Origin of the sequence: Skermanella stibiiresistens SB22, assembly GCF_000576635.1 — a bacterium.
In the GTDB taxonomy this organism is placed as follows: Bacteria; Pseudomonadota; Alphaproteobacteria; order Azospirillales; family Azospirillaceae; genus Skermanella; species Skermanella stibiiresistens.
Genome location: NZ_AVFL01000006.1, coordinates 146,735 through 169,432 on the forward strand (window position 1 = coordinate 146,735; position 22,698 = coordinate 169,432).

The window sequence follows — 22,698 nt, forward strand, 5'->3', positions numbered from 1 at the left end:
CAAGGCGCTCAGCCAGCCGGCTGGGCCGTGCGCGCCGGATTGTGGCGACCGATGATGTCCAGCACTTCCTGGGCCCTCGCATCCTCGACCTGACCGATCAGCATGACGCCGCCGGTTCCGACGCCATCCAGGAAAGCGCGCGCCTCCTCCTCCGCGACACCCAGCCTGGTGAGAACCTCGGTTTCCGATTTGGCGCCACCATATTGGTTCTTCGAACTGGAGAACGGGTTCGTGCCGGCCGACTCGTTGCCCCATCCCTCCGTGGTGTCGCCGTCGATCCAGAACTCGTTCCGGAAGCCGACGTCGTACAGCTCTTTCAGGACCTGACGCGACGACTCCTTGTCATTGAATAGGCTGATGATGGTCCGGATGCTCACGGTCGTCTCCGCGTGGAATTTCTAACAGGATAGGAACCTCCAACAGGGCGCCAAGGATCATGGTTCCCGCCACTCGAAAACCCGCGCGTTGACCGAATGAAAAATTTTCAATCAGGTGGGTGGTCAGAACGAAGGCAATCGGCGCAGGCATTCCGCCCAACATGTTGGCGCTATATTTTCTCTATCTCAGCAATGATTGGTCTTGATCAAGCCGCATACGAAGGTATTATTGAAACGCTTCAATTTTACCGACCCAGGTTCGCAGGCTGGAGACCCATGGCCCACAAGCGCCCGACCATATCGGATGTCGCCAAAGCGGCCGGTGTTTCGATCGGAACCGTGTCCAACGCGATCAACACGCCGGACAAGGTGCGGCCGGAAACGCGGGCCAAGATAGAGGCGGCCATCGCGCGGCTGAACTACCGCCCCAGCGCGGTGGCGCGCTTCCTGCCCGCCGGAGCCAACACGGGACGGCCGAGCGGCCACCTGATGCTGCCGCGCCTGATCTCGGTCGGCTACATCAGCGTGGATTATGTCTGCCGGGTCGGGGTCCTGCCGCATCGGGACGACCGGATCACCGCCCAGCACATCGAGAAGGCGCTGGGTGGTCCCGCCGCCAACGTCGCGGTCGCCGCCGCCGGCCTGGGCGGCGCCCTGGCGCTCGACGTCGAGTTGGCGACCGCCGTCGGTGAGGACCCCGACAGCGACTGGGCGCTGATCGAGCTGGCCCGCCGGGGTGTCCACGCGCTCACCATCCGGCAGCCGTTCAACAATCGGCTGTCGCGCTGCGTCGTCATCGTCGAGGCCAACGGCAGCCGCACCATCATCAACGAACCGTTCGAGCTGAGCGAGGTCGACCTGACGGCCTATCTCGATGTCGAACCCGAGGACAGGCCCTGCTGCCTGCATATCGAGGGCTACCATTACGAACGCATGGCGGGATCGGTCGCCCGATTCCAGGACGCCGGCTGGAAGGTCAGCCTGCACACGACGGGGCTGCCGGCCAGTTCCAGGACGCCCGAGGCCTTCACGAGGCTGGTACAGGCGATCGACCTCGTCTTCGTCAATGACGTGACGCTGCGCGAGATCCTCGGCATGCGCTCGACCGTCGCGGCCCTGATCGACCAGACCGAGGCCCATCTGCGCGCCATCGGGCCACGCGCCGATGTCGTGCTGACCCTGGGCGAATTGGGTGCCGTGGTGTTTCCCAGCGACGATGGCCCGCCCGTGTTCGTGCCGGCGCTGGCGGTCGAGGTGGTCGACGCCACGGGCGCCGGCGACACCTTCGCGGGTGTCTTCCTGTGCTTCTGGATGCATGGCGCGTCTCTCGGCGAGGCGGCGCGGCACGCCGCCATCGCGGCCAGCCTGACGACCACGGCGGAAGGCGCCCAGGGCCGGATTTCCACAGTTGACGACCTCCGCGCCGAGATCGGGCGGATGGAGCCGGAGGAGGCGAGCGCGTGACCATGCTGTTCGAGATGACCGGGATCACCAAGCGCTTCGGCGGCCTCGTGGCGCTTGACCGGGTCGATTTCTCCGTGCGCGAGGCCGAGGTCATGGCGATCGTCGGCGACAACGGCGCCGGCAAGTCGACGCTGATCAAGACCATGTCGGGCGCCCACGCCCCCGATGACGGGGTGATCCGGATGGCTGGCGAGGCGGTGCGCTTCCGCTCGCCGCAGGACGCCTGGAAGAGCGGCATCGCCACGATCTACCAGGAACTGGCTTTGGCCGGCAAGATGACGGTTGCCGACAACATCTTCCTGGGACGCGAGATCAAGCGGCCGATCCTGGGCATCCCCTTCCTGGACCGCGCGGCCATGCGGAAGCGCACGGCGGAACTGCTGAACCAGCTCGACGTCCACGTTCCCAGCCTGGATAGTTGGGTCGAGACGATGTCGGGCGGCCAGCGCCAGGGTGTCGCCATCGCCCGAGCGCTCAACATGGACGCCCGCCTGATCATCATGGACGAGCCGACAGCCGCCCTCGCCGTGGCCGAGGTCCGCAAGGTGCTGGACTTCGTGACGCGGCTGCGCGGCCAGGGGAAGTCCGTCGTCCTGATCTCCCACAACATCCAGGACGTGTTCGCCGTGTCGGACCGCATCTCGGTCATGCGGCACGGCCGCCGCATCGCGGTGCGCGAGACCCGGACCACGACCCCAGAGGAGATCATCGGACTGATCACCGGAGCCAGCGAAGTCCGCGCCGCCGCCTCGTGAGTTCCAACACCGAAAGCCACCCCGCCCTGCCCCGCCACCCCATTCTGGGAGACAACTCGATGAAATCGGTTCTGAAAGCAGCGGTTCTTGGATTGCTGGCCGCCACGTCCCTGATCGGCGTCCTGACGGGCGCCGCCAGCGCGGCGGATACCCGCGTCGCCTTCGTCCCCCAGATCCAGGGCATCCCCTACTATGTCGCGATGGAGGAAGGGGCCAAGGCCGCCGCCGCGAAGTTCGGCGTCACCTATGTCCAGCAGGGTCCGACCTCGACCAACTCGGCCGACCAGCTTCGCATCTTCGACAGTTTCGTCAACCAGGGCTTCAACGTGGTCGCCGTGTCGCCCGTCGATGTCGAGACGCTGAAACCCGCCATCGCCCGGGCCAAGGCGCAGGGCGTCCACGTCATCACCTCCGACGCCGACGCCGCCGGCAGCGCCCGTGATTTCTACGTGGCGCAGGCGCGCGACCAGGATCTGGGCTTCACCATCCTGGACGAGATGGTCAAGCGCGTCGGCCAGGACGGCAAGATCGCCATCATCTCCGACGCCCCGACGATCCAGAGCCTGAACAACTGGATCAGCGCCATCCAGGAGCGCGCCAAGTCCAAGTATCCCAAGCTCAAGATCGTCTCGGTCGATCACACCGACGGCACCGCCGCCCGCGCCTTCCAGTTCGCCACCGACGCGATGACCCGCAACCCCGACCTCAAGGGCATCATCGGCATCGCCTCGACCACCTGCCCCGGCATCGGCCAGGCGGTCGAGGCGTCGGGCAAGGGCGGTTCGATCGTGTCGGCCGGCTTCTGCTCGCCCAACACGGTGCGGGATTACGTCAAGAGCGGCGCCATGACCTATTCGGTCCTGTGGAACCCGTCCGATCTCGGTTACCTGACGGTCTGGGCCGCCAAGGAACTAGCCGAGGGCCGCGGATTCGAGGCAAAGGTCCCGGTTGATGGTCTCAAGGCCGAGGCCAGCTGGCTGCCCGCCGACAAGATCCTGCTGCTCGGCCCGCCCATGGTGTTCACCGCCGAGAACATCGACCAGTTCAAGTTCTGAGAGCCCATGAGCCCGACATGGGCGGGAGACCGTGATTCGCATGGCTGAAGCGACCGATCCGCGCCCCGCCTTCCGCGTGGCGTCGCCAACCGCGACGCGGGAACTGGTGCTGTTCATCGCCATCGTCGTGGTCGGCGCCGGCTTCTCGCTGGCGTCGCCGTATTTCCTGACGGTCGGCAATCTGGTCCAGACGCTGCGCGCGGCGCTGGAGCTGGCGATCGTCAGCGCCGGCATGACGCTGGTCATCATCATGGGCGGCATCGACGTCAGCGTCGGCGGCATCATGGCGGTTTCCGCCATCCTGATCGGCAAATCCTACCAGGCTGGCCTCTCGTCCTGGGTGGTGGCGCCGATCGGGTTGCTGTCCGGTGCCGCCTTGGGAGCCTGGAACGGCTTCCTCACCACCAAGCTGCGGGTGCCGCCGATCATCGCGACGCTCGGGTCGATGTACATCTTCTCCGCGATCATGTTCCTGGTGATCGGCGGCGCCTGGATCTCTGGTCTTCCCGGAACACTGTCGCCGCTGGTCAACGGCTGGGTGGTGGGCATCCCGGCATCGCTGCTGGTGATCCTGGCGGTCTACGGCATCGGCTGGGTACTGCTCCGCCAGCTTCCCTACGGTCGCCACCTGCACGCGGTCGGCTGCGACGAGCGGTCGGCCGGGCTGGTCGGCATCAATGTCGATCGGACCAAGATCGCCGCCTACTCCATCCTCGGCCTGCTCGCCGGGTTCGCGGCGCTGCTCTACGTCGCTCGGCTGCGCAACGTCGAGATCAACATCGGCACGACCGTGGCGCTGGAGGCGATCGCCGCCACCATCCTGGGTGGCACCAGCATCCGAGGCGGCTTCGGCAGCCTGCTGGGCACGCTGCTGGGCGTCGTCTTCATCCGGATCATCCAGAACGGACTGGTGCTGATCGGAGTTTCATCCCTGTGGGAGACGGTCATCATCGGTGGACTGTTGATCACGGTGCTGACGGCGGACGCCTGGCGCAACCGAAACAACCCGAGGATCGCCTGAAATGGACGCTTTGATGGGACGCCTGCGAGGCGATCCGCTGCGGACCCGGCTGATGGTCCTTCTGGGCCTGTGGCTGGTCGCGCTGGTGGCGATGAGCCTGGTGTCGCCATACTTCCTCCAGGCGCGCACCGTGCCCTACCTGCTGCAATACGTCCCGATCCTGGGGCTGCTGGGCCTGGGGCAGACCCTGGTCATCCTGGCTGGCGGTCCCGGTATCGACCTGTCGGTCGGATCGATCGTCTCCCTGGTCGGCGTCTTCGTCGGCGCGCTGGTCACGGCCGGCATCGGCGTCTGGCCGGCCAGCGCCGCCGGGATCGCGCTGGGCGCCGGTCTGGGCTTCATCAATGGCTTCCTGGTCAATGTGCTGCGGATACCGTCGCTGATGGCGACGCTGGCGACCATGTTCGCCTTCGGCGGCTTGGCGCTGGCGACCACGCAGGGGCGCCCGATCGGTGGTTTCCCACCGGAGTTCGGCTGGCTTGGCCAGGGCACCACGCTGGGAATGCCCAACGCCTTCCTCTTCGTGCTGCTGCCGGTCGCGGTGGTGCTGCACGTGATGCTGACCCGCACCGTGATCGGCCGCCACATCGTCGCCTGTGGCAACGACGACCGGGCGGCCCATCTGGCCGGGCTGAACGTCACGCGGGTGCGCGTCGGCCTCTACGTGCTGAGCGGCGTGCTATCCGGCATCGGCAGCGTCATCTCCATGTCGTGGTTCCTGGCCGCCCGGCCGGACGCCGGCAAGGGGATGGAACTGCTGGCCGTGACCATCGCTGTGCTGGGGGGAACCCATATCTTCGGCGGCACCGGCGGCATTCCGGGAACGATCGTCGCGATCCTGATCGTGACGACGCTCCAGATCGGGCTCCAACTCGCCAACATCTCGGCGGCGTGGCAACTCGGCCTGATCGGCGTGCTGCTGATCGCGTCGGTCTCGTCGTCGGGAGGGTTCAAGTTGGGCTTGTTCAGGCGGTCGTTGGGGGCTGGAGCCTGATGGCCGTCGTGGAGGTGCTCTGCGTTGGCGATCTGGACGTCGACCTGTTCGTCGCGGTGCCAACCATCCCGGGCTTCGACCAGAAGGTCGCGGGCCGGCATTTGGGCCAGATGCCGGGAGGCATGTCGGCCAACTCCGCCGTGGCGTTCAGCCGCCTGGGACACCCGGCGCGGCTGGTGGCCACCATCGGTGACGACGCGGCCGGCCATGAAGCGGTGTCGAAGGTGTCGGCCGAAGGCGTCGATGTTGGTTATGTGGTCAAGCGGCCGGGCGTCAACAGCTTCATGTGCGTCGTGCTGCTGTCGCCCTCGGGCGAGAAGTCGCTGATCCGGCTGGAGACCGACGCCTATCTTCCCCATGTGGCCGACATTCACGAGACGGCGTTCGATGGCATCCGCCATGTCCACATGACCTATGGCGACGCCGACCTGACCGAGTTCGTGCTGACGCGGGCACGGGCACTGGGCCTGTCGACCTCGCTCGACCTGGAGCCCCCCGACATCCGCCGGTCGCCGGACCGTCTGGCCGCCATCCTCCGACTAGCCGACACGCTGTTCGTCAACCGAGAGGCTTGGGACAGCGCCGCCGATGCGTTGGGCCACCCCCTCGACACCACGGAAACGGGGGAGATCATCGTGACCTTGGGGGCGGACGGCTGCCGTCACCTGGGCCCCGCCCATGGTGGCGAGACCCTGTCGCGCGGATTTCCCGTCCAATCGATCGACACCACGGGAGCCGGCGACTGCTTCGCCGCGGCCTACGTCTCGGCCAAGCTGGAGGGAGCGGCCCTGTCGGATCGCCTGCGCTTCGCCAACGCGGCGGCGGCCCTGGCGACGCTCGCCCATGGCGCGCAGGCCGCGATGCCGAGCCGTGCGGCGGTGGATCGCTATCTCGCAAATTTGGAGACCGCGCCTATCGCGGAAGGAGGCGGCCATGCCTGAGAAACGCTTCGATCATGTCGGGGAGCTGCGGAACGCCGGCCTTTCCGGGCCGGATGACAAGACGCTCCACTATCTCTGGCAGATCGTCGACGAGGGCGTCCTGGGCGCCAGCCGACACGTGGCACTGGGCAATGAATTGCTGCTCCACCTGCTGGACAGCGTCCCAAATCCAGAGGAGGCCCTGTCGCGGGCACGCTTGGCGGGCGCGTTCATCGCCCGCACCCGCGGCCACGACACCCCGGTGATCGGCAACAGCCTGGCGTTGCTGCTGGCCGGCCTCGACAACATCCCTGAGGGCGAGCGCGCCGCGACCTTACGGCGACGGATCGAGACCTGGAACGAAGCCGCGGCGGAGCGGAAGAGGCGGCTGATCGGGTTGGCGGTGACCCATCTGTCGGCGGCCCGGGGTGTGATGGCGTTCGATTACTCCAGTACGGTCGCGGCGATCGTGCTGGCCCTGGCGGAGGTGCGGGGAGGCTTGACCGTCGTGGTGCCGGAAAGCAGGACCATCGCGGGCGGTGCCCGCTACCTGGAGGAGTTCCTGCCGGCCGGGTTGACGGTGCGCTTCATCCCCGACGCGGCGATCGAGCATGGGCTGGGTTTCTGCGACGCCGTCCTGTTCGGCGTCGAGACGCTGCGTTGCGACGGCTCCTTCCTGAACACGATCGGCAGCGCGATGATCGCGCGGCTGGCCCGTCCCCGCGGCATCGAGGTCCATGGCTGCACCGACATGCTGAAACTCGACCTCAGGAGTTATAAGGGCTTTCGGCCCGAACCGGCGCTTCGCTCGTATGACGCGCCGCTGCTGGATGGGCTGTCCCTCAAGGACGCCGGCTCGGTGGTGACGACCGCCCCCGAACTGGAGGTCATCCCTGCCGAGTTGACCACCGCCATCCTGACCGAACACGGTCCCGTCCCACCAAGCGCGATCTGGGCGCTGGGCCGCGGGATCTTCACACCCAGCGATGCAGGAGCCCCGCCATGAACCACGTGATGGCGACGGAGATCGCCGCCCAAGCCCAGGTCCTGTCCGACTGCCTGGAGCCGCTGGCCGAACGCGTCGGCCGCTTGGCCCGACCCGGAAGCTGGATCACGGCGGGTGGCTGCGGCGATTCCGCCTTCGCGCCCGCCGCCTGCCAGACCTTCTTCGACGCGCTGGGGCTCCAGGTGGAGGCGGCGACCGCCATGGGGCTGTCGGGCTTCACCAGGATCATCGCCGGCGACACCGTGATCCTCAGCTCCATCTCGGGCAACACGCGCCGAACGGTGGAAGCGGCCCATGTCGTCAAGGCGGCCGGTGGCCGGGTCCTCGCGCTGACCTGTGGCGAGACCAGCGCCCTCGCCGCGGTCGCGGACGAGGTGATCGTCCTACCCTTCACGCCGATCTCCCGCAAAACTCCCCACACGCTGGATTACCTCGTGACGCTCGAGGCGCTGGCCGCCCTGGGGCTGCGGTGGAGCGGGCAGGACCCGACCCAACTGGCCGAGGTGATCGACAACATTCCCGAATGGCTCGACGCGGCCCGTGACTTCGCCGGCGACGCCGTCGCCACCATGCGGTCCGAGGGCAAGATCTTCATGCTGGGCGCCGGTCCGGACTTGGCGACGGCGTCCTATGGCGCCGCCAAGTTCCACGAAGCCGGCGGCATCCCGGCGTTCGCCGCGGAGACCGAGAACTTCATCCACGGCATGAACTTCATGGCCGAACCGGCCGACAGCCTGTTCGCGGTGGCGACCACGCCCCTGTCGATCCGGCGTGGCGCGGAGGTGGTCGCGAACTTCCGCCCCTTCCTGGCGACGGCGTCGCTGGTCGAGCCGGAACCGTTCGAGGGCGACGGTTGGCGGGCGGCGTTCGCGGCGCTGCTCTCGACCACGCTCAAGCTCCAGCACCTGTGCCTGGCCTATGCCGACCGCTTCGGCCTGGAGGTGGAACTGCCGCGCGCGGGCCGCCCCTTCGGCGCGGAGCACACCGGCATCCAGAGCCAACTGATGGCGACGTGACCGAGCGTCCCGCCGCCCGCCTCGATACTCGATCCAATGGAGAAACAGCGCCAGCGGCACCGCCGTTTCTCTGAAACTGGCCGGTGACAGCCGTTCCACCGCGGCTGAGAACCTCGTTCCGCTTCAGTCGCCGATCAGCGTGTTCAACAGGTCGCGCAGCTTGCGGAACTCCGCTCGCTGCTGGTCGTCCAGCTTGGAGCCATGCTTCTTCAACGCGGCGATGTCGATGCTGGTCCGCTTGACGCTGCGCCGGGCGCTGGCGATCAGCTTCGAGACCTCCTCCACGACCCGCGAGCCATCCGCCGCGGCGGCGCCGGGACGGTCCCTCGTCCCTTTCCTGGTTTCGCGCAGTCCTCGGATGGTCAGCTTGCCGGCCTTGGCTTCGGCCCAAAGCGCCAGCCGCAGGTCGTCGTCGTCGATGAACGCCAGTTCCTGGAGCATCGACTTGGTGATCGCCTTCCGAACCGCCGGATACTCGTCCAGGATCGCGGCCGGCAATTTGAGGGTGGCGAGTGTCCGGGCGATCTCTCCCTGGCTGCGGGAAACGATGCGGCCAAGCTCCTCGTGGGTGTAGTTGTGCCGCTCCAGCAGATGGGCGAACGCCTTCGCCTCCTCCATCGCGTCAAGGTCGGCGCGTTGCAGGTTTTCGATCAGCGCGATCTCATCCAGATCACCATCCGTGATGATGGCGAAGATGGTCTGGCGGCCGAGAAGCTGATGGGCGCGGAAACGGCGCTCGCCGGCCGCGATGATGTATTTTCCACCGGGAGCCTGCTGGACGAGGATCGGCTGCTTCAGCCCCATCCGCTCGATGGAGTCCGCCAGCCCCCTCAATTCATCCTCATCGAAGTGCTGTCGCGGCTGGTTGGGATTGGCGATGACCGAGGTCAGGTCGATCTCCACGACGCGCGGAAAATCGACGCTGGTCCCGAACAGCACGTCGGTCCGGACCTGGGCCGCCGCCTTGCTCATCATCGACGGGCTTTTCTGGGCTTTTTTAAGAAGCGACATCGGCGTCCTCCGCGGTGACGTGGTTGATCACGGTTCGGGCGATCTCATGATAGACCCCGGCTCCCGGCGCGTTGGGCGCCGCCTTCAGCAGGGGCATTTGGGCGCGGGCCGACTGGGTGAATTTGGTGGTCCTCGGGATCGGATCGAAGATCCTGACGACGCCGCCGAACAACGCGTGCAGCTCATCCAGGGTCATCTTCTCGGCCGCGTTGCGCGACGTGTACAGGGTCGGCAGCAGACCCAGGATGCGCAGGTTGGGATTGCTCCGCCGCCGCAGCTTGTTGGCGGTGTCGAGCAGCATGGAGACGCCGAGCCCCGCCAGCGTCTCGGTCTGGACCGGCACCAGCAGTTGGTCGGCCGCGTTCAACGCGTTGACGGTCAGCATGGAGAGCGTCGGGCCACAATCGATCAGGATCGCGTCGTAGGTCTCCCGCAGCGGTGCCAAGCATTCCCGCAGCGCCAGTGGGCCGCCGTTGATCGGATCGGAGGCCAGCTCGATATCGACATTGGCGAGCGCGATGGTGGAGGGCACCAAGTCGAACTGGCCGTCGCAGACCGGCACCACCACCTCGGTGATCGACTTCTCCTGCCGAAGCGCCGGATAGAGCGTCGTGCCCGCCGCGTGCGCCTCCGCCTGATCGATGCCGAGATGGGCCGTGGCGCTGGCCTGCGGATCGCTGTCGACCAGGATGACCTTCAGCCCCGCGATGGCGAGTAGATAGGCGAGGTTGACGGCGGAACTGGTCTTGCCGACGCCGCCTTTCTGGTTGGCGATGGCGAGGATGATGCTGCGCTTGGGATGCGGAACCTTCGGCTCCAACTCGGCCGTCACGAATTTGGCGACCTGTGATGGAATCCTCTCGGCCCCCGACTCCCAGCGGGAGATTCGCGCCTTGTCGTAGCTGCGGCCAAGCCTGCCGTTCAGGTGGTCGGCGAAAGCACGCTGGTCCATGCCACGGCCTTCGCGCAGTGTCTTGAGTTCGGAACCGATCATCGAAACTCTCCAGTATTCGACGTCGAATAATGGGTTCGCCGTCAGGGATCGGGATGCCCAGGCACGTTACAAGGTTGACGCAACACGTCCAACCCTGGTTGACACTTGCTCGGCACTGGCCGGCTTGGTGTCACAATCCGGCATCACCACTTACCCGGCGGTACCAGCGAGCGCGACCGCTCCGATCAGCGCTGGAGCCATGTCGCCGCGATCGGCCACTGTCAGCCGATCCAGCGAAAGCCATTCCGCCATATGGCGCAACTCGGCGGCCAAGGCCTCGGCGGCATGGGCTGGCGCGTGCGGTTCGGAATGGACCGCCAGCACCCGCAACGTGCCGGTCGCCCGCTCCGCCTTCAGATCGACCCTCGCCACCAGTCGGTCACCCAGCAGGAACGGCAGCACGTAATAGCCGTGCAGGCGTTTCTCGACCGGCGTGTAGATCTCCAACCTGTAGCGGAAATCGAACAGCCGTTCCGTCCGCGAACGCTCCCAAACAACGGGATCGAACGGCGAGAGCAGGGCCGTGGCGTCGATCCGCCGCGGCAGCTTGGCGTCACGGTGCAGATAGGCCGGCTGCGCCCAGCCTTCGACCGTGACCGGGACCAGCGTACCGTCCTCCACCAGTTCCGGAAGCCGCGTCTTGACGTCGGCCACGTCGAGCCGGAAGTAGTCGCGCAGATCGCCGGCGGTGGCGACACCGAGCGATGCCGCCGATCGTTCCAAGAGTGCCCGGTGGGCATCGGCCTCCGCTGGCGTTGGAATGGCGAGGATCGCCTGGGGATACGCCCGTTCCGGCAGATCGTAGAGCCTTTCGAAACGTCGCCTGGTCCGGGTGGTGACCATGCCGGCCCAGAACAGGTACTCCAGAGCGCATTTGACGTCGCTCCAGCCCCACCAGGAACCTCCGCTCCGCTTGCCCTCCAACTCGGCCCCCAGTTCGGACGCGGCGACCGGGCCGCGATCCCGGACCAGCGCCAATACGGCGGTGACGAAGTCCGGCCGCTCCCGCGCGATGGTCGCCAGCCTGCCATAGATCCCCTGCCCCCGCGCCGCCCGCTCCATCCGCCAGCGGAGCAGCGGCTGCGTTTCCAAGGGCAGGAGCGACGCCTCGTGCGCCCAGTACTCGAACAGCCCGCGCTTGGCTCCCCACGCCGCCTCGTCGAGCAGGGTGGTCGGATAGGAGCCGAGCCGCGAGAACAGCGGCATGTAGTGGGCCCGCACCAGCACGCTGACGCTGTCGATCTGAAGCAGACCCGTCCGCTTGATCACCCGGCCCAAGTGGCCGCGATCAGCCACGGTGTCCGGGCGGGATTTGCCGAAGCCCTGCGCCGCCAAGGCGATCCGCCGCGCCTCGGCCTGAGAAAACATCGCCTTCGCCATGGGCCCCGGAACGCTCCGACTCACTCGCTCTCGGTGGTCGCCAAAACGTGCTTGGCGGCGTCATCGACCAGACCGAAGCGCCGCCGGCGCCGACCGTTCCGCAACTCGGTCAACTCCTCGCGCTCGACCGGCCGAAACTCGTCGGTGCCGAAGCCACCGGACAGTCGGGCGTATTCCGACGCGTCCTCATCGACCTGCCGGTTCGCCCTCTGAACCTCCCGCATCATCTCGGCCGACGGCCGCATGACGAATAGGATGTCATCCTTCCTGCGGGCGACCATCTGGTCCTCGCACTCGACCTCCGCCAGAAGACCACGCTCCTGCAGAACCTCGACCGCGCGGCGGACGCGCGCCAGCATGCTGCGCGTCTTCTTCCACACCGCCATGCCGGAATCGCGGCGGATTTCGGTGGCGAGCATCTGCTGGACATCGCGGCCGTTGCTGGCGATCTCCTGGTGCAGGCGCTTGTAGAGCCAGCGCGCGATGGGATCTCGGATCTCCATCAGAAGCTCATAGCTGACCTGACGGAAGGCCAGGCGCCGGATGGCGTCCGCAACCATGGGATTGAACTCGACGAAGGTCTCGGCGTCGTCGCTGTTGGTGCGGGAGCGCATGCCGATCACCGGGAAAGCCGACGCGGAGAGCAGGCGCTTGTTATCCTCCAAGGCGTGGATGCCGACCGGGCATTCGTTGAGGATCATGATCGCCTGCTTGATCTCCGACGTGTTGTAGCTGTGCTTGACCCGCGCCAGTTCCTCCCGCACCTCGTAGAGCGAGAATGGAAAGCGCACCTTGCTGTCCTGGAGGCTAAGGCGGCCCTTCTCGGCGGCGAGCCGGCGGATCACCTCCTCGACGATTTGCTCCCGCTCGCCCGGATAGCGGCTGCGGAGAGTGCCATCCTCGTCCTTGGTCACCGTCGGCTTGATGGTGATGCGATAGCGTTTGCCGGCGAAGGAGAACTCGCGCTCGATCAGCTTCCGCTGTCCATCCTCGTCACCATTGGTATCGAACACGAAGCGGGGCGCCAGGTCGTAGAGGGCGACCATCTTGGTATGCCGAGGGTCCTCCTCCTCGAAGATCACGAATTGGAGAACGTGCTGCCTGCCGTCCGCTGTCACCCACCGCCCCCTGCCAAAACTTGCCCGCCGATCGATCCACCGTCCGGTCTCAATGACCATCATTGATGACGGAAATGGCGGTGTGCGGATAGCCCAAAACGGCCCACCGCCCCGCAAACCCACAGGGCAATCCGGTGGGTTTGCGGGGCGGTGCCAGGAAGGCCGCGTTTCACGCGTCCGCCCCAGTAACCTACCGGATAGGGCGTCCCACGAGAGCGCTCGCACGGACGATGCCTACTCTTCGGGGTCATTCGCCACGCGTGGAGCGTGTTTCGGTGGGTTCGCGGGGCGGACACAGGGCGATCGGACACCGATCCGCCCGTCCCCAACCGCGTTCGGGGTGCTTTTCAGCTTCCGATCCAAGCGAGCCGGTGACCGTCGGCGCGATTGGGCCGATTCGGAGACTCAGTGAGGCCCCAAAACCGCATCCTGGAGTCGACAATGGCGGTACACGCCCCGCAAACCCACCGTTCCGCCCCGCAAACCCACCGGAAGTGGCCCTGAAACCCCCAGGATCGACTCTCAAACCTTCCGGACCGCCCTTCAAACCCACACAAGCGCCCTCCGAACCCACCGGTCAACCGTTTGACTCCCAACGCTGAATCGCGATGGAGTGACGGCGGGACATGCCCGGATACGTGATCCGGGTCAACCGAGTGGGAGAAGCGGTGCGATCAAAATTTGGGGCTGAGCCCTGACATGAAAAAGCCGGCCTGCCAGGGCCGGCTTTTCCCGAGCCACAACGACGGGAGGGACCCGGCGATACGGCCACGGTTGACACTTCGACCGTACCGCCAGTCCGTGTTCCGACACAAGCGGGAAATGCCAGTTTTCCGTTGGGGCGGAGCTTTGCCCGTCGTGGTTTGAGCAACCAACGACGGAGAGAGTCATGGAGTCACCGGAAACAATTCCGGGACGATGGGGAGTCGTGCGTGCGGAATGGCTGTTCCACCCGGATGTCGGGGTGGACGAGTTCGCGCTGCTCGCCTGCCTCGCCACATACCAGGACAAGCGGGGCTTCTGCTGGCCGAGCCAGACGACCCTGGCGACCCGGCTCAAGCGGTCGCGGCCCTGGATCATCAAGGTGCTGAACAGGCTGGTGGAGTTGGGCCTGATCGAACGGACCCGCCGCGTCAGGGATGACGGCGGCCTGCGGTCCTGCCTGTACCGCATCGTGCCGGAGGCCGAAAAAGCCCTCGAACAGGCGGGTCCTGAGGGTGACAGGGGATGTCCCACCGGTGACACGAATCAGGACCATCCGATTCAAGAAACCCTCTCTCTTCCGCGCGGCTCCGCCGCCGATGAGCCGGAGCACTCGATCGACGCGCCTAGGCGGATCGCGAAACAAGTCCCCATCGACTGGCGGCCCAGCGAGGAGGATCTGGCCTGGGCCGCCGAAACCCACCCCGCTATCGACGCGGCCGCGCTGACCGAGGCGTTCGTCACGGGCTGCGGCGCCAAGGGCTATCGCTACATCGACGTCGGCTGCGCGTGGCGCGGCTGGTTCGCCAATCAGCAACGGTGGAAACAGGAGCGGGAAAATGGGAGCCATGATCGCCAAGCGCGACGTCCGAACGAGCGCGCGGGTACTGGATCGGTCCGGAGCGACCGTGACGCGGTTTCCGGCCAGCGTACCGGTAACGCCCGCGCAGGGCACCAACGCGCCGGAGGCGAGCGACGTCAAGGCGATCCGGGTCTCGCCGAACGCAACGCCTCTGCGGCGGACGCTTGCCTTGAGCGACTCATGGCACGACGAGCCCGGCATTCACCTGCCGGAGCGGGTCCGTGACGAACTTGAGCGCCACCTGCCCGCCGCCATCGAAACCGCCCGGCTGGAGCTGGAGCCCGGTGACCCGCGCGAGGTGCTGGCGTCGCTGACGGCGCTGGCCAGCCGGCGTGGCTTCGAGATGCCTGCGGGGATCGGCCTGGACCTCGACATCGAGATCATGTCGGAATGGCCGCGTGATCTGTTCGTCAAGGCGTTCCGGGCCATCTGGGAGAGCTTCCGCTATCGCCGGATGCCGGAGGTCGCCGACTTCAGGGCCCATATCGAGACGGACCTCACCGAGCGCCACGCGCGGCTTGCGCGGTTGGAGGGCGTCCGCCTCCGGATGGAGACGATCCGATTGCGGGAACGCTGGGACACCGACAGCCGCGAGCGGCGGCGCCAGACGGCTGCGGCCGGCTCGCCTCAGCAGAAGTCGAAATCCGCTCCCTCGTCGGCCTGAAGGACATGATCGTTGTACAGCCTGTCATAGCCGCGCCGCCGCTTGACGTCGGGCGCCATCAAGTCGGCCCTCCGCCTGTCCAACTCCTCGGGGGACACCAGCAGGTCGAGCCGGTGTTCCGAGACGCTGATGCGGACCCGGTCACCTGTGCGGGCCAGCCCGAGCGGGCCTCCGACGGCCGCTTCCGGGGCCACGTGCAGGACGATCGCGCCATAGGCCGTTCCCGACATCCGGGCATCGGAGATCCGAAGCATGTCCTTGACCCCGGCCTTCGCCAGCTTGCGCGGGATGGGCAGGTAACCAGCCTCCGGCATACCCGAATCGCTCTTGGGGCCGGCGTTCTGGAGGATCAGGATGTCGTCCGCCGACACGTCAAGGTCGGGATCGTCGATCCGCTCCGCCAAGTCCTGGAGCGAACCGAAGACGACGGCGCGGCCCTCGTGTTCCATCAGCCTGGGATCGGCCGCCGCCCGCTTGACCACCGCTCCGCGCGGCGCCAGCGAGCCGAACACCGCGACCAGTCCGCCTTGGGGATCGACCGGCTCGGCCCGCGACTTGATGACTGTCCTGTCCACCGGGTCGATCATCGGCGCGTCGATCAACTCGCCCAAGGTCTGGCCCGTGACGGTCAGCGCGTCCCGCTCCATCAGCCCGCCCAACTCCTTCAGGATCGCCGGGACACCACCGGCGGCGAACAGGTCCTCCATGTAATGGGGTCCGACCGGCTTGAGGTTGACCAGCACGGGCGTCTCGTCGGACAGCCGGTTGAACTCGTGGAGATCCACCTGGATGCCGGCGCGCCGCGCGATCGCGGTCAGGTGCAGCAGGGCGTTGGTCGATCCGCTCAGCGCCAGCAGCATGCGCAGGGCGTTGCGGATCGCGGCCGGGGTGATGATCCGGCTGGGCGTCAGGTCGGAGCCGATCAGCTCGACCGCCCGCTTGCCGGTCGCCTCGGCCATGCGCAGGCGGTCGGAGTGGACGGCGGGGATCGCAGCGCAGCCGGGCAGGCTCATGCCGAGCGTCTCGGTCAGGCATGCCATGGTCGACGCCGTGCCCATCACGGCGCAGGTGCCCGCCGTGGTGGCCAGCCTGCCCTCGACCGTCTCGATCTCCTCCGCGTCCACCTCGCCAGCGCGGAACTTCGCCCAGAAGCGGCGGCAATCGGTGCAGGCGCCCAGACGTTCGCCGCGATGCCGCCCCGTCGACATGGGGCCCGCCACCAACTGGATCGCGGGGATGTCCGCCGAGATCGCGCCCATCAGCTGGGCCGGCACGGTCTTGTCGCAGCCGCCCATCAGGACCACGCTGTCCATCGGCTGGGCGCGGATCATCTCCTCCGTGTCCATCGCCATCAGATTGCGAAACTTCAGGCTGGTCGGGCTGGTGAACACCTCGCCCAGCGAGATCGTGGGAAACTCCAGCGGCAAGGCCCCAGCCATCAGCACGCCGCGCTTGACCGCCTCCAGCAGCTCCGGAAAGTGCCGGTGGCAGTTGTTGAAGCCCGACGGCGTGTAGGCGATGCCGACCACCGGCCGGCCCAACGCCTCGGTCGAGTAGCCTTGCGACTTGGCGAAGGAGCGTCGTAGATACGCCGCGAAGTCGGGATCGCCGTAATTGGTCGGGCTGCCGGCGATGCCTCGGCCGGTGTCACTCTTCTTGGTCACGTGTTCGCCTTTCCGCTCTCAGGGAGGTGAGCCGCCTTCGGCCTCCATGATAGCGATGAAATCACGCCAGCGCATGCGTTGGCGTGATGTGGCCTGGGGCGAGGCGATCACGATGGGCTTGTGTTGGCGATCCATCCGCGAAACGAAAAAGCGGCGTAGAACAGCGCGACATCGATGAAGCCGGCTTCGCGCAGCAGTTCCTCCTCGTCGGCGGGCAGGAGCAGCGGCAGGCGGTCGACCATCATCCTGCCAGTGGCCTTGGCCTTCGCCCAATCGAGGGCGGAGCGATCGCCGAAGGCGGCCGAGCGCGCCATCCAACGTTCGGTGTCGCCGTCTGGCGGCGAGTGGTGGGCGACCACCAATGTTGCGCCCGGTTTCAAGCGGCGACGGATTTCCCGCAGCGTCTGCAGGCGCGCGGATCGATCGAGGAAATGCAGCACGAGAAGGCACGTCGCCCCGTCGAATGGACCAGCCGATGCCTGATCGACCGTGCCCATCACGAAATCGATGCGATCCGCGAAGGGCGAGACGGCTTGGCGCGCGAGGTCCAGCATCGCGGGCGATGGATCGACGCCGGTGAAGCGCCAGTCCGGCTGTGCCTCGGCCATGGCCTTGATTTCCAGCCCGCCCCCGGCGCCGACGACGAGCATATGCGCCTCACCCATTGCTTTCTCAGCAAGGAGCAGCGTCACCATGCGATGGAGATCGGCCAATCCCGGTACCTTGCGTGGGGTTTCCACCGCGTAGGACGCGACGGCGTCCGGGTTGGCGAATGGCGAGGGATCATGTCGGGTCATGCCGCGTGACCTGACTCTAGATCGATGAATTTGCCGCTCGTCACCATGCGGGCGTGGAAATCGGCGCTCAGCGCCGCGAGGGTAACAGCGCCGAAGCGGTTGAGCAGCAGCGCGGTGGCATCTTGAAAGGCGCTGTTCAGCGCGGCGTTGACCGCCTGTTCGACCAGGCAGCCTGGTGTTTCCGTACGGTTGGCCATGGCGAACAGCTCAGGCGAGCCAAGCGCCGCATACACATCGCGCAACGTGATGTCGGCAAGATCACGGGCGATGGTCCAGCCACCGCCATGCCCCTTTTCCGAGTGAACGAATCCAGCATCACGCAAGCCCGCCATGATCCGGCGGATGACCACCGGGTTGGTCCGCATCGCCTTGGCCATCGCTTCCGATGTGACCGGCGCATCCGCTTCGGCCATGTGGAGCAGGACGTGAAGCACGCCCGACAGTCTGCTATCCCGTTTCATGAAACTTCATATGTTGCGAGATGAGGGTAAAGTCAATCCGTCGCCAAGCTCGTGTCGCGATGACGACAACCTTCAAGCCGCCCGTATCTCCGCTCCGTCGACCGCCTACGTCACATTGACAGAGACAGACAATGTAACACAGTGAGGTCATACACTGGAGGTCGCCATGAGTGTTGTGTCTGTTCGTTTGGATGCCGAGGTTCAAGCCGTTTTGGAAGAAGTCGCCGCGGCGTCTGGAATGGGGCTTTCCACATATTTGCGCCGCATGGCCGAGAGTGAGGCTCGACGGATCAAGCGTGAGCGGATCCGAGCCCAAAGCCGAGCCGTGGCGGAATACATCGCGACCTCCGAGGATGCCCAAGCCTTCTGCGATGACTGGGGCACTCCAACAGCCGAGGGCGGTTCACAATGAAGCTGACCGCTGGTCAGATCGTTTTGGTGTATTGGCGCGACGCTTTGCCGAAGGAGGCCAAGAAACGTGGGCAACCGGCAATAGTGGTGGAGGATAGCGAACTCTTTGACGAAGCCTATGCCAATGTGGTTCTTGTCCCACTTGCCGAAGATCCACGCACTCGCTCACCATGTCACGGCCACATCGAAAACGCGCATCATGCGTGTCACCGGATCCCGAATTCTGCCAGAACAGTTGCGGCAAATCAGGCTACTGATCGCGCTCACCGTAGGCGTCGAATGAGGGACTGGCCGAAATCGCGGGATCATCTGATGGGCTGAACGTCGAGACCGAATTCGGCGGCGCTGGATTTCAGCCAGTGGACGAAGCTGGCGGCGTAGCTGCGCGGTACCGCCAGCCGGAAGGTCGGGGCGGCGTCGGCAAGCCATAGGGTGACGCCGATGTGGCTGATCACCGTCACCGCCGAAGTCCCCACGGGGAACACGCTTGCGTGCAGGTCGAGCGCCACGCCCTTGGCCAGCGTCCGGCGCGCGTCGGGTCCCGACAGGTCGATCACCACATAGGCGTCGCTCTGGTCGGTGACGGCGCCCGAACGCCTCAACGCGGCTTCCAGGTCCACTCCGTCGCGGCCCTCGGCGATGGCGAGCCAGCGGCCCGGTCCCGTGCCGATCAGCGTGATCCCGTCATCAATGGCGGGGGCGTCTCCGCCCTCCCCTTTTAGCCTCGCGAGGGTGGCGAGCGCCACGCCGGTGACGACGCGGACCGTCACACCGGCGCGGCCGTCGGGCATGCCGTGGCGGCCCGGTTCGAGGCCCGGTTCGAGGAGGATGTCAGACACGGAGCTTGTCCCCCTGGGGATCGACGAAAACGGGATGGCACACTTCGACCTCGATATCGGCGTTCCGGACCGGATCGACCGCGCGGACCCGCTCGCCGATCCGGTCCGGCCCATCGGACAGCAGTCCCAGGCCGATCCAGTGCCCCACTGTCGGCGAATAGGCGACCGAGGTCATGTGGCCCTGGTCGTTGGCTGCCACCGCGTCCGCGCCCATGGGTATGAAATGGGCGCCGCCACGCAGCCGCTGGGCCGGGTCGACTGGACGGAATCCCACCAGCGCCGGCCGCTTCGGATCGGTCAGGCCGGGGCGCTGGCTCAAGGCCCGGCCGATGAAGTCCTTTTTCTTGGACATCATGCGGCCAAGCCCGAGGTCCGCGGCGGTGGTCTGGCCGTTCAGCTCGTTGCCGGCGGCGTGGCCCTTCTCGATCCGCATGACGCCCAGCGCCTCGGTGCCATAGGGCGTGGCGCCCGCCGCCAGCAGCGCCTCGGCCAGTCCGACGCCGTGGCGGGCGGGCACGGCGATCTCGTAGGCCAGTTCGCCCGAGAAGGAGATGCGGAACAGCCGGGCCCGCGTGCCGCCCAGCACCGTCGCCTCGCCGGCGGCCATGAACGGAAAGGCCTCGTTCGACAGGTCGAACGGCGCGTCGACGATCCCGGCCAAGACCTCGCGCGCCTTGGGTCCGGCGATCGAGAGCTGGGCCCACTGCTCCGAGACCGAGGCGAGCTGGACATCGAGTTCCGGCCACAGCACCTGCAGGCAGAACTCCAGGTGCTGGTACACCTTGGCGGCGTTCGCGGTTGTGGTGGTCATGATGAAGTGGTCCGGCCCCAGCCGCGAAGTCGTGCCATCGTCCATCACCATGCCGTCCTCCCGCAGCATGACGCCATAGCGTGCCTTGCCGACGCCCAGGGTGGACCACGCGTTGATGTAGACGCGGTCAAGCAGCGTTCCGGCGTCGGGCCCCTGGATATCGATCTTGCCCAGGGTCGAGACGTCGCAGAACCCAACGCCGGACCGCACGGCCAGGACCTCACGGTTGACCGTCTCCAGCCAGTCGGCCTCCCCCGGCTTGGGATAGTATTGGGCGCGCAGCCACGCCCCCGCCTCGACGAACACGGCACCCTGGCGCTCGGCCCAAGCGTGGGTGGGCGTCAGCCGGGTCGGCCGGAACTCCCGGCCCCGGTGATGGCCGGCCAGCGCGCCGATCGCGACCGGGGTGTAGGGCGGACGGAAGACGGTGGTGCCGGTCTGGGGGATGCCCTTGCCGGTCAGCGCCGCCATGATGGCGAGCCCCGTCAGGTTGGAGGTCTTGCCCTGGTCGGTCGCCATGCCCAGCGTGGTGTAGCGCTTGAGATGCTCGACCGCGCGGAACCCCTCGCGGTGGGCGATGGCGATGTCCTTGGCGGTGACGTCGTTCTGAAGGTCGACGAAGGCGGCGCCCTTCGACTCCGCGACATGCCAGAAGGCGGTGACGCGGCGCGGCTCGTCTTCAGTCCGGGGAGTCGCGGGGAGCGTGGCGCGGATGCTGAGGTCGCCCAGCGCCGCGATGGCGGCCCCAGCGCCGCCCGACAGGCACTCCGACAGGCCGAACTTTCCGGCGGCCGCGCCCGCGACCGATAGGCCGGGAGGCGTCCGGTCGGGCACGAAGGCTGATATCTCCTCGTTCCAGACCGGGCGGTCGCCCAGGTGGCAGGTCATGTGGACGGTGGGGGACCAGCCGCCGGAAATCGCCAGAGTGTCGGCGGCGATCCGGGCGCGGTGACCGTCGGCCAGCACCTCGATCTCCCCGAGCAGTTTGCCGGAGGTTCCGATCACGCGCGAGTTCGTCAGGACGCGGGCGCCGCCCTCCCTCAGGGGAGCCGTCAACGCCGGATCCACGGTGTCGCGGATGTCGATCACGGTCCGCACGGCGACCCCGGCCCGGAGCAGGTCGCGCGCCGCCAGCCAAGCGCCGTCGTTGTTGGCGAACACGGCCACGTCGTCACCGGCGGCGACCGCGTGCCGGTTGGCGTAGGTCCGGACCGCTCCCGCCAGCATGACGCCGGGGCGGTCGTTGCCGCCGAACACGATCGGGCGCTCGGTGGCGCCAGCCGCCAGCACGGCGCGCTTGGCGACGATCCGCCATAGGCGCTGACGGGGCTGGTGGGCCGGTGGTGTCGTCAGGTGGTCGGACACCCGCTCGACCGCGCCGTAGGTGCCGCCGTCGTAGACACCGAACACGGTGGTGCGCGCCATCACCGTCACGTCGGGGAAACTGGCGAGTTCGGCGACAGCGCGGGCCGCCCAGTCGGCGCCGGGCCGGTCATCGATTAGGGGGTTGTCGGACAGCAGCCGACCACCGAGGCGGAAGTCCTCGTCCGCCAGGATGACGCGGGCACCGGCGCGGGCCGCCGTCAGTGCCGCCATCAGTCCGGCGGGGCCGGCGCCGATCACCAGCAGGTCGCAAAAGGCGTTGGCCTTCTCGTAGGTGTCCGGATCGGGCAGTCCCGACGCCGTGCCCAACCCGGCGGCCCGTCGTATCAGCGGCTCGTAGAGCTTTTCCCAGAACGCCGACGGCCACATGAAGGTCTTATAATAGAAACCGGCGCCGAGCAGCGGGGCTACCAGGCGGTTGACCGCCATCAGGTCCAGGCCCAGCGAGGGCCAGCGGTTCTGGCTGGACGCCACCAGCCTGTCGTACAGCTCCACCGTGGTGGCGCGGGTGTTAGGCTCGCGCCGGGCGCCGGAACGTAGCTCGACCAGCGCGTTGGGCTCGTCCGGGCCCGCCGTCAGGATGCCGCGCGGGCGGTGGTACTTGAACGACCGGCCGACCAGCCGGACATCATTGGCCAGCAGGGCGGACGCCAGGGTGTCGCCCGCGTATCCTTTCAGCCGGCGGTCGTCGAACTCGAAGTCCAGCGGCTGGGAGCGGTCGATCAGCCCACCCTTGGCGAGGCGGCTCATGCCGGCTCCTTGGCGAAGCGCGCGCCGGTGATCGCGTGGGTCCTGGTGTCGCGGGACACCACCAGCCAGCGGCGGCAGCCGGCGCCGTGGTACCACAACTCCTCGTGCGGCCCCGCCGGATTGTCGCGGATGTGGACCTGATCGAACGGGTCGCCGCCGTCGGGGCGGCGGGTCGTGGCGTCACCGAGATAGCCGAACTCGTGGGCGTCTCGGGTGCCGCAATAGGGACAGGGAATGCGCATG

22 protein-coding genes are annotated in these 22,698 nt (G+C 67.1%); 11 read left to right on the forward strand and 11 right to left on the reverse strand.

The window, feature by feature from the left end; genetic code table 11:
* Positions 1-8 precede the first annotated feature (8 nt).
* Positions 9-377, reverse strand: coding sequence for a hypothetical protein (locus tag N825_RS10395; protein ID WP_037450720.1), 369 nt, complete (start codon positions 375-377; stop codon positions 9-11).
* A 276-nt stretch (positions 378-653) separates the two neighbouring features.
* Between N825_RS10395 and N825_RS10400 the strand changes: the two genes are divergently transcribed.
* The 8 genes from N825_RS10400 to N825_RS36375 are packed head-to-tail and all read left to right on the forward strand — an operon-like array spanning position 654 to position 8,608.
* Positions 654-1,841, forward strand: coding sequence for a carbohydrate kinase family protein (locus tag N825_RS10400; RefSeq protein ID WP_037450722.1), 1,188 nt, complete (start codon positions 654-656; stop codon positions 1,839-1,841).
* A gap of 2 nt (positions 1,842-1,843) precedes the next feature.
* Positions 1,844-2,596 carry an ATP-binding cassette domain-containing protein gene (locus N825_RS10405; protein ID WP_037450725.1) on the forward strand — a complete coding sequence of 251 codons (753 nt, stop codon included), beginning with the start codon at positions 1,844-1,846 and terminating at the stop codon, positions 2,594-2,596.
* Between the two features lie 59 nt (positions 2,597-2,655).
* Positions 2,656-3,651, forward strand: a complete 996-nt coding sequence (locus N825_RS10410; protein ID WP_037451038.1) for an autoinducer 2 ABC transporter substrate-binding protein — start codon at positions 2,656-2,658, stop codon at positions 3,649-3,651.
* Positions 3,652-3,691: 40 nt separating this feature from the next.
* The gene (locus N825_RS10415; protein WP_051511928.1) at positions 3,692-4,672 is read left to right on the forward strand and encodes an ABC transporter permease; all 981 of its coding nucleotides are present in this window, start codon (positions 3,692-3,694) and stop codon (positions 4,670-4,672) included.
* A 1-nt stretch (position 4,673) separates the two neighbouring features.
* Positions 4,674-5,666 carry an ABC transporter permease gene (locus N825_RS10420; protein ID WP_051511931.1) on the forward strand — a complete coding sequence of 331 codons (993 nt, stop codon included), beginning with the start codon at positions 4,674-4,676 and terminating at the stop codon, positions 5,664-5,666.
* Positions 5,666-6,607, forward strand: a complete 942-nt coding sequence (locus N825_RS10425) for a carbohydrate kinase family protein (RefSeq protein WP_037450729.1) — start codon at positions 5,666-5,668, stop codon at positions 6,605-6,607. Before N825_RS10420 ends, N825_RS10425 begins: the two co-directional genes overlap by 1 nt.
* Positions 6,600-7,592, forward strand: coding sequence for an eIF2B alpha/beta/delta subunit family protein (locus tag N825_RS10430; protein ID WP_037450731.1), 993 nt, complete (start codon positions 6,600-6,602; stop codon positions 7,590-7,592). The genes N825_RS10425 and N825_RS10430 overlap by 8 nt, the downstream gene beginning before the upstream one ends.
* The gene (locus N825_RS36375) at positions 7,589-8,608 is read left to right on the forward strand and encodes an SIS domain-containing protein (RefSeq protein WP_051511933.1); all 1,020 of its coding nucleotides are present in this window, start codon (positions 7,589-7,591) and stop codon (positions 8,606-8,608) included. Before N825_RS10430 ends, N825_RS36375 begins: the two co-directional genes overlap by 4 nt.
* A 123-nt stretch (positions 8,609-8,731) precedes the next feature.
* On the opposite strand, the gene N825_RS10440 is transcribed toward N825_RS36375, so the two are convergent.
* The 4 genes from N825_RS10440 to N825_RS10455 form a co-directional block, all read right to left on the reverse strand.
* Complete coding sequence (locus N825_RS10440; protein WP_084164619.1) at positions 8,732-9,619, reverse strand: ParB/RepB/Spo0J family partition protein; 888 nt, start codon at positions 9,617-9,619, stop codon at positions 8,732-8,734.
* Positions 9,606-10,613: an AAA family ATPase gene (locus N825_RS10445; RefSeq protein ID WP_037450736.1), complete on the reverse strand. Its 1,008-nt coding sequence runs from the start codon at positions 10,611-10,613 to the stop codon at positions 9,606-9,608. The genes N825_RS10440 and N825_RS10445 overlap by 14 nt, the downstream gene beginning before the upstream one ends.
* Positions 10,614-10,763: 150 nt before the next feature.
* Positions 10,764-11,993, reverse strand: a complete 1,230-nt coding sequence (locus N825_RS10450; protein WP_084164620.1) for a winged helix-turn-helix domain-containing protein — start codon at positions 11,991-11,993, stop codon at positions 10,764-10,766.
* Positions 11,994-12,013: 20 nt separating this feature from the next.
* Positions 12,014-13,111: a hypothetical protein gene (locus N825_RS10455; protein WP_037450738.1), complete on the reverse strand. Its 1,098-nt coding sequence runs from the start codon at positions 13,109-13,111 to the stop codon at positions 12,014-12,016.
* Between the two features lie 889 nt (positions 13,112-14,000).
* Here N825_RS10455 and N825_RS10460 point away from each other — a divergent pair.
* Both N825_RS10460 and N825_RS10465 read left to right on the forward strand, forming a co-directional pair.
* Complete coding sequence (locus tag N825_RS10460; protein WP_084164621.1) at positions 14,001-14,900, forward strand: helix-turn-helix domain-containing protein; 900 nt, start codon at positions 14,001-14,003, stop codon at positions 14,898-14,900.
* Positions 14,845-15,339: a hypothetical protein gene (locus N825_RS10465; protein WP_037450740.1), complete on the forward strand. Its 495-nt coding sequence runs from the start codon at positions 14,845-14,847 to the stop codon at positions 15,337-15,339. Before N825_RS10460 ends, N825_RS10465 begins: the two co-directional genes overlap by 56 nt.
* Here N825_RS10465 and N825_RS10470 read toward each other — a convergent pair.
* From N825_RS10470 to N825_RS10480, 3 genes are all read right to left on the reverse strand, one after another.
* Positions 15,303-17,003, reverse strand: a complete 1,701-nt coding sequence (locus N825_RS10470) for an IlvD/Edd family dehydratase (RefSeq protein WP_037450742.1) — start codon at positions 17,001-17,003, stop codon at positions 15,303-15,305. The genes N825_RS10465 and N825_RS10470 overlap by 37 nt on opposite strands.
* 107 nt (positions 17,004-17,110) lie before the next feature.
* On the reverse strand, positions 17,111-17,800 hold the full coding sequence (locus N825_RS10475; RefSeq protein WP_037450745.1) for a class I SAM-dependent methyltransferase: 690 nt from the start codon (positions 17,798-17,800) through the stop codon (positions 17,111-17,113).
* Positions 17,797-18,261 carry an Rrf2 family transcriptional regulator gene (locus tag N825_RS10480; protein ID WP_037450748.1) on the reverse strand — a complete coding sequence of 155 codons (465 nt, stop codon included), beginning with the start codon at positions 18,259-18,261 and terminating at the stop codon, positions 17,797-17,799. Before N825_RS10480 ends, N825_RS10475 begins: the two co-directional genes overlap by 4 nt.
* 166 nt (positions 18,262-18,427) lie before the next feature.
* Between N825_RS10480 and N825_RS38810 the strand changes: the two genes are divergently transcribed.
* Positions 18,428-18,673 (forward strand): CopG family transcriptional regulator, encoded by a 246-nt coding sequence (locus tag N825_RS38810; protein ID WP_157619096.1) that lies wholly within the window; start codon positions 18,428-18,430, stop codon positions 18,671-18,673.
* Positions 18,674-18,977: 304 nt separating this feature from the next.
* Here the strand turns inward: N825_RS38810 and N825_RS10485 are convergent, their stop codons facing one another.
* Genes N825_RS10485 through N825_RS10495 form a run of 3 tightly spaced genes read right to left on the reverse strand, consistent with a single transcriptional unit; the run spans position 18,978 to position 22,697 of the window.
* Positions 18,978-19,511, reverse strand: a complete 534-nt coding sequence (locus N825_RS10485) for a sarcosine oxidase subunit gamma (protein ID WP_037450751.1) — start codon at positions 19,509-19,511, stop codon at positions 18,978-18,980.
* Positions 19,504-22,455: a sarcosine oxidase subunit alpha family protein gene (locus tag N825_RS10490; RefSeq protein WP_037450754.1), complete on the reverse strand. Its 2,952-nt coding sequence runs from the start codon at positions 22,453-22,455 to the stop codon at positions 19,504-19,506. The genes N825_RS10485 and N825_RS10490 overlap by 8 nt, the downstream gene beginning before the upstream one ends.
* Positions 22,452-22,697, reverse strand: a complete 246-nt coding sequence (locus tag N825_RS10495) for a sarcosine oxidase subunit delta (RefSeq protein ID WP_037450757.1) — start codon at positions 22,695-22,697, stop codon at positions 22,452-22,454. The genes N825_RS10490 and N825_RS10495 overlap by 4 nt, the downstream gene beginning before the upstream one ends.
* Position 22,698: the final 1 nt, after the last annotated feature.

Excerpts from the sequence above, each read along its gene's own strand:
- N825_RS10400 (WP_037450722.1), top strand. The coding sequence starts at position 654 with ATGGCCCACAAGCGCCCGACCATATCGGATGTCGCCAAAGCGGCCGGT.
- N825_RS10405 (WP_037450725.1), top strand. The coding sequence starts at position 1,844 with ATGCTGTTCGAGATGACCGGGATCACCAAGCGCTTCGGCGGCCTCGTG.
- N825_RS10410 (WP_037451038.1), top strand. The coding sequence starts at position 2,656 with ATGAAATCGGTTCTGAAAGCAGCGGTTCTTGGATTGCTGGCCGCCACG.
- N825_RS10415 (WP_051511928.1), top strand. The coding sequence starts at position 3,692 with ATGGCTGAAGCGACCGATCCGCGCCCCGCCTTCCGCGTGGCGTCGCCA.
- N825_RS10420 (WP_051511931.1), top strand. The coding sequence starts at position 4,674 with ATGGACGCTTTGATGGGACGCCTGCGAGGCGATCCGCTGCGGACCCGG.
- N825_RS10425 (WP_037450729.1), top strand. The coding sequence starts at position 5,666 with ATGGCCGTCGTGGAGGTGCTCTGCGTTGGCGATCTGGACGTCGACCTG.
- N825_RS10430 (WP_037450731.1), top strand. The coding sequence starts at position 6,600 with ATGCCTGAGAAACGCTTCGATCATGTCGGGGAGCTGCGGAACGCCGGC.
- N825_RS36375 (WP_051511933.1), top strand. The coding sequence starts at position 7,589 with ATGAACCACGTGATGGCGACGGAGATCGCCGCCCAAGCCCAGGTCCTG.
- N825_RS10440 (WP_084164619.1), bottom strand. The coding sequence starts at position 9,619 with ATGTCGCTTCTTAAAAAAGCCCAGAAAAGCCCGTCGATGATGAGCAAG.
- N825_RS10445 (WP_037450736.1), bottom strand. The coding sequence starts at position 10,613 with ATGATCGGTTCCGAACTCAAGACACTGCGCGAAGGCCGTGGCATGGAC.
- N825_RS10450 (WP_084164620.1), bottom strand. The coding sequence starts at position 11,993 with ATGGCGAAGGCGATGTTTTCTCAGGCCGAGGCGCGGCGGATCGCCTTG.
- N825_RS10460 (WP_084164621.1), top strand. The coding sequence starts at position 14,001 with ATGGAGTCACCGGAAACAATTCCGGGACGATGGGGAGTCGTGCGTGCG.
- N825_RS10475 (WP_037450745.1), bottom strand. The coding sequence starts at position 17,800 with ATGACCCGACATGATCCCTCGCCATTCGCCAACCCGGACGCCGTCGCG.
- N825_RS10480 (WP_037450748.1), bottom strand. The coding sequence starts at position 18,261 with ATGAAACGGGATAGCAGACTGTCGGGCGTGCTTCACGTCCTGCTCCAC.
- N825_RS38810 (WP_157619096.1), top strand. The coding sequence starts at position 18,428 with ATGAGTGTTGTGTCTGTTCGTTTGGATGCCGAGGTTCAAGCCGTTTTG.
- N825_RS10490 (WP_037450754.1), bottom strand. The coding sequence starts at position 22,455 with ATGAGCCGCCTCGCCAAGGGTGGGCTGATCGACCGCTCCCAGCCGCTG.
- N825_RS10495 (WP_037450757.1), bottom strand. The coding sequence starts at position 22,697 with ATGCGCATTCCCTGTCCCTATTGCGGCACCCGAGACGCCCACGAGTTC.